Raw genomic sequence first — 5,291 nt, 5'->3', positions numbered from 1 at the left:
CTGGCAGCCGAACCAGACGCTTCCGGACCGATCGGTGTCCATGTGGCGGATCGACAGCTGATGCAGTGCGGCCGGCAATTCGTGCTTCTCGATAAGATCGCCGGTGACGCGGTCTATCAGCACATAGGACGGCTTCATGGTTGCAATGTTGAGCTCGGCGCGGCCGTAATCCGGATGGGTCTCGATGCCGCCATTGGCAACCGCGATCGTCCTGCCATCGCCCAGGAGCAGAAGCTCGTGCGGACCCATGCCATAGGTCGGGAATTCGCCGACACGGCTGAATTTGGCCCGCGCATCGTAGACGCCGACGACGCCGGCGGCGTTGTCGAAGTCGTTTTCGGTGGCATAGAGCAGCGCACCGTCGGCCGAGAACACGCCATGGCCGAAGAAATGCCGGCCGGCGATGCTGGCGATGGTCAGCGGCGCGTCACGGCCCGAGTGATCGAAAACCACGGCGAAGGTGCCGGGCTGACGCGCGAAGACCACCGAGCGTTTCGATATGGGATCGAAGGTGACATCGTGGCCGCGATCGGGCAGGTCGATCGCATGCAGGACCTTGCCGGCCTCGGACAGGACGGCAGCGCCAAAGCTGCCGTCGCGTTTGACGAAAGCCGTGGCGAAGACGGCGTCGGCCACAAGCGTGGTTGCCCAGGCCGAGGGCGTCATCGTCGCCATGAAGCCAACGCCTGCAGCTCTCAGGAAATCGCGGCGATCTATCAGAGGGGTTTTCAAGGATCAATCTCTCTTCTTGAGCATGATCTTTTCCGAAAACCGGCTTCCACTTTTCGGGATCATGCTCAGTCCCCATCCAGCGAGGAGAAGCCTGCGGTCAGTCCGAATTCGGCGGTCAACCTGGTGCCAATCAAGGCCGAGAGGCTGGAGGTGATCAGCGCGAAATGATCGAGCTTGTCACGCAGCGCCGGATCGGCAAGCGCCTTGTCGATTGGACCGCTGACCGCCTTGGCGGTGGCGACACCGTTGACCAGCTGGATGTGGATCGATTCGGCCATCCAGCGCGCATCGGTCTGCAGGGCATCGCCCAGCTTCGAGGCCTGGAACAGCGTATCGATGCCGGAGAGATTGCCGGCCAGTGACGCGGTGGTGTTTTGCGAGCGCCAGTAGATTGCCTGTTTCGGCTTGTCCGCATCCGGCTTGCCGCCGAAAAACCCTTTCAGGCGCACGTCGCGCACCATTTCGAGCTCATTGATGAAGACGCCGACCAGTTCCGTCACCGCTTCGTTGCCGTCGCGGTAAAGTGGGTTCTGCGGCCCCGGATTGGCCCAAAGCGCTGCAAAGCCGTCCGGCTTGTTCCAGGCGGCGCTGACCTCACCGGCCATGGCTTCGATGTTGCCGGCAACCGCCGCGCCATATGCGCAGCGGTAGGGATCATCCTTGCCGGCAAGTGCATCGGCGCCGTCGCCGTAAAGAACGAATTCGAGCGCGCCCAGCCCCTGCATGGCAACGCTCTTGCCGGCCAGTTGTGCCGGATCGGTCGCGGTCGGATCCTTGTCGGACAGCGCCGCCTGTACCTGTTTCAGGCCGATGCTCTTGCGATCCGGCCAGAACAGCATGCGCTCCAGCCGGTTGTTCTCCTTGATCGGTCCGAAGCCGATGATTTCGGCTGACGACCAGGCATAGACGGTGGCGGAGAATTCGGCGCGTGCGGCATCGAGTTCTCCTTGCGAGGGCGTGACGCACAGCTCGCGCATGGATCCGGTCAAGGCTTCCGCATGCTCGTGCAGGCCGGCATAGGCCGGGCGGACGAAGCCATCGATCGCGCGCTGGATGATATCGGAGGCTTTGACCGCCGCCGACGCAGGGACAACGCCCAGCAGGGCCAGCGGAAGAACGAGAAACAATGCAGAACGCTTGAACATCACAGTGACTCCAGGAATTTGAGCAGCGCGTCACGCTCAGTCGCACTGGCGGCGGCAAAGCGGTCGCGCGCTTTCTGCGCCTCGCCGCCATGCCACAGAATCGCCTCGGTCAGGCTGCGCGCGCGCCCGTCATGCAGGAAGAAGGAATTGCCGTTGACCGTCCCGGTCAGGCCGATGCCCCACAGTGGCGGCGTGCGCCATTCATTGCCCGTTGCATCTCCCACGGCTTGGCCATCGGCCAGATCAGGCCCCATGTCGTGCAGCAGGAAGTCGGAATAAGGCCAGATCAACTGGAAGGCCTGCGCCTTGTTGGGCGTATCGCGGCGCGTGACGAATTTCGGCGTGTGGCAGGCAATGCAGCCGATCTCGTAGAATGTTTTTTTGCCCGCGAGCACGTCGGGCCGGTCGAGGTCGCGGCGCGACGGCACGGCCAGGTTCTGCGAATAGAAGGTGACGAGATCCATCACCGGCGGCGGCGCTTCGACCGGGCCAAGACGCTGCTGCACGCCGTTCGGCATGTCGAGGCATTTTGCCTCCGCAGCAGTGCAATCGCCCCAATGCTTCGGCTCTTCGGGCGTCGAGATGCCGATGTCGCCGGCAAAAGCGTCCGCCGCCTGCTGGCGGATCGACGCGGTCTGTGCCTTCCAGCCGAAACGGCCAAGCGTCAGTTTTCCGTTCAGGCTATCGCGCACGATGTTCGGCCTGCCGGAAATGCCGTCGCGGTCCCTGTCGTCCGGATCGGCGTGGGCGAGAATATCAGCCGGCGCGATCTGTTCGATCAGGCCCAAGCCGATCATCGGCGGGGTCAGGCGCGGCGACAGCGTGGTGCGTGGGTCAAGCGGCCCGTAGCCAAGGCCGTCAACCGAATAGCTCGGCTTGCGCAAGGAGATCACAGTGCGGTCCGTCAGCTCTACCTTACGTTCTTGGTAGTCGATATGCATCCTGCCTTCACCGGGCAGGCCGGGTACGGCGAGCTCCTGCAATTGCCTGCCGTAGACCGGGTCGGGGAAGTTGAGCACCTCGTGGTCGGCAAGCGCCGCCTTCTCTTCCGCGCTGCTGGCGTCACGGGCCAGCCGCAGGAACATCGACGTGGTGCCGACGTCGCCTTGCGGCGGGCGGCCGCGGCCATCCTTCAGATGGCAGTTCTGGCAGGCACGTTCGTTGAACAGCGGGCCGAGCCCGTCCGACGCCTGCGTCGAGGATGGCGACGAGACCCAGTTCTTGCGGAAAAGGGCATTGCCGCGCTTGAAGTCGCCCTCTTCCTCGAAGGTGATGTTGGCCGAGGATTGCGAGAAGGAATCGCGGCTGACGTCCTTCCGGGACGTGCCGGCGCCACCTTGCATCAGTTCGAACTGCTCTGGCCTGGAAAAATCCGCGGTCGGCCTCGTGACGGCGATGACGCGCGCCTGGTCCTTCGCATTGAGGTCGGTGCGCGTGGTGGCGAGCCCGGCAGGCTGAAGATCACCGGCCATCGCCGAGGAGGCAAGCGCCAACACGAGCACGACATAGCGCCGACGCGCCAATCCGGCCGGCGTCTTGCGAAGGAGCGGCGAGCCATTGGCCCGCCGCGAGCGGCGCATGAATTCTAGCAGGCGCCGCATTCCCGCATGCCCTTACTCCGCCTCGTCCGCCGATGCGGCGTTGAGCTGGCCGTATTTTTCCTCGCCGATCGAGGCAAGCAGGTCGAGCTGCGTCTCGAGAAAGTCGATGTGACCCTCCTCGTCGGCGAGCAATTCCTCGAACAGCTTCATCGTCACGTAGTCGCCGGCGTCGTTGCAGATTTCGCGCGAGCGCTTGTAGGCGGTACGTGCGTCATATTCGCCGGCAAGATCGGATTCGAGCACTTCCTTGACGTTCTGCCCGATGCGCAACGGCGCCACGGACTGCAGGTTCGGATGGCCTTCGAGGAAGATGATACGGGCGACGAGCTTGTCGGCATGGTGCATCTCCTCGATCGATTCCGCCCGCTCCTTCTTTGCCAGCTTGGCGTATCCCCAGTCCTCAAGCAGACGGAAATGCACCCAGTACTGATTGACGGCCCCAAGCTCCAGAAAAAGAGCCTCGTTAAGCCGCTCGATGATCTGCGGATCGCCTTTCATGAATTCTGCTCCCGTATTGGACGCGCAGGCCTCTGACGCGATCCAGGTGTGAAACGACATCCACGCCGCTCGCCTCCGAGCGGGCGTGGTAATTTTCGGTGACCCGAATGATCGTTTCCACCACATTTGGGAAGCAGCCGCAACAGCGACCGCGCTTTTGCATGGCATGATAGATCTTCGCCGGCACGATCAGCTGCCAGGGATCCTGGTCCAGCAGCCCGACGATCGTCTGCTCGATCTCCTTCTCGGTGATGATATTGCAATGACAAATCAGCATTGGCTTGCTCGGCTGGCTGACGGCGTCTCCCGCGCCGTGTGGCTTGATTTTCTAGCGGAGGCCGTTCCAGAGCCGGTCCGGCTCCGGATCAGTCTCCTGTCTTTCGGCCCTTACTTGAACACCTTGTCCGGCGCGTCGAGGCTGTCGGACCCTTCGAAGGCGATGGTGCTGAGCTTCAGGGAGCCGACGGCGCGCTCAATCGACTTGGTCTGATCGATCAGCGCATCGATCGCCGCCTGCACGGTGGCGTTGCCCTCAACGTTGCCCTCGGCGATCTGCTGGTCATAGGCCTCGCCGGCCAGTGCACGCGCCTTGATCGCCTCCATCTTGGCGACGGTGACATCGAGCTTGTCAGACAGTTCCTTGTCGATCGCCGGATCGGCCGCCTTCACCATATCGGCCACCGAGGGACCCGAAACGACGGTGCCGTCGAGACGCGTGTAGCTCGCATGATAGGCCGCGCGAATGCCGATGGCGTCGTAGAGATGCGAATTGTAGGTGTTGTCGGAGAAGCAATCGTGCTCCTCTTCCGGATCATGCAGCAGCAGGCCGAGCTTCATGCGCTCGCCGGCCAGTTCGCCGTAGGACAGCGAGCCCATGCCGGTGAAGATGGTCGAGATCGCCGTGTTCGGCTCGCCATCGACGAGAGCCTTGCGGGCGGCGCCGTCTTCCTTCCAGTTGCCGACCATCTCCTGAATATCCGAAACCAGAAGGTCGCTGGCCGATTTCAGATACTCGGCGCGGCGATCGCAATTGCCGCCGGTGCAGTTCTTGAGGTCGTAGTCGGTATAGGGGCGCTCGCCGGCACCCGGGCCGGTGCCATGCAGGTCCTGGCCCCAGAGCAGGAATTCGATGGCGTGGTAGCCGGTGGCGACATTGGCCTCGATGCCGCCGGCTCCCTGCAGCGTGCCGGAGAGGAACTCCGGCGAAAGCTTCGATGCATCGACCTTCTTGCCGTTGATCTCGATCTCCTTGTTGGCGATCACATTGGCCGTGTAGAGCGCGTTCGCGTCCGATTCGGTGCCGTAGCTCTTGGCA

At 63.1% G+C, this 5,291-nt stretch carries 6 protein-coding genes; all 6 read right to left on the bottom strand.

The features are described from left to right. Positions 1–732: DUF1513 domain-containing protein (locus tag EN893_RS17445; RefSeq protein ID WP_128361667.1), on the bottom strand; the 732-nt coding region annotated here is incomplete at its 3' end. A gap of 65 nt (positions 733–797) precedes the next feature. Further along, positions 798–1,877, bottom strand: coding sequence for an imelysin family protein (locus tag EN893_RS17440; RefSeq protein WP_127266953.1), 1,080 nt, complete (start codon positions 1,875–1,877; stop codon positions 798–800). Next, positions 1,877–3,478, bottom strand: a complete 1,602-nt coding sequence (locus EN893_RS17435; protein WP_128361666.1) for a di-heme oxidoredictase family protein — start codon at positions 3,476–3,478, stop codon at positions 1,877–1,879. The genes EN893_RS17440 and EN893_RS17435 overlap by 1 nt, the downstream gene beginning before the upstream one ends. A gap of 12 nt (positions 3,479–3,490) precedes the next feature. Further along, positions 3,491–3,976 carry a bacterioferritin gene (gene bfr / locus EN893_RS17430; RefSeq protein WP_013527914.1) on the bottom strand — a complete coding sequence of 162 codons (486 nt, stop codon included), beginning with the start codon at positions 3,974–3,976 and terminating at the stop codon, positions 3,491–3,493. Further along, the gene (locus EN893_RS17425) at positions 3,942–4,253 is read right to left on the bottom strand and encodes a (2Fe-2S)-binding protein (RefSeq protein WP_023811421.1); all 312 of its coding nucleotides are present in this window, start codon (positions 4,251–4,253) and stop codon (positions 3,942–3,944) included. The genes bfr and EN893_RS17425 overlap by 35 nt, the downstream gene beginning before the upstream one ends. 110 nt (positions 4,254–4,363) lie before the next feature. Continuing rightward, a partial coding sequence (locus EN893_RS17420) for an imelysin family protein (RefSeq protein WP_128361665.1) occupies positions 4,364–5,291 on the bottom strand: 928 nt, incomplete at its 5' end.

Source organism: Mesorhizobium sp. M7A.F.Ca.CA.004.04.2.1 (assembly GCF_004022825.1).
Lineage (GTDB): Bacteria > Pseudomonadota > Alphaproteobacteria > Rhizobiales > Rhizobiaceae > Mesorhizobium.
The sequence above is the reverse complement of the archived record's forward strand: the minus strand, read 5'-3'. Positions and strand labels throughout refer to the sequence as shown.

Excerpts from the sequence above, each read along its gene's own strand:
- EN893_RS17440 (WP_127266953.1), bottom strand. The coding sequence starts at position 1,877 with ATGTTCAAGCGTTCTGCATTGTTTCTCGTTCTTCCGCTGGCCCTGCTG.
- EN893_RS17435 (WP_128361666.1), bottom strand. The coding sequence starts at position 3,478 with ATGCGGCGCCTGCTAGAATTCATGCGCCGCTCGCGGCGGGCCAATGGC.
- bfr (WP_013527914.1), bottom strand. The coding sequence starts at position 3,976 with ATGAAAGGCGATCCGCAGATCATCGAGCGGCTTAACGAGGCTCTTTTT.
- EN893_RS17425 (WP_023811421.1), bottom strand. The coding sequence starts at position 4,253 with ATGCTGATTTGTCATTGCAATATCATCACCGAGAAGGAGATCGAGCAG.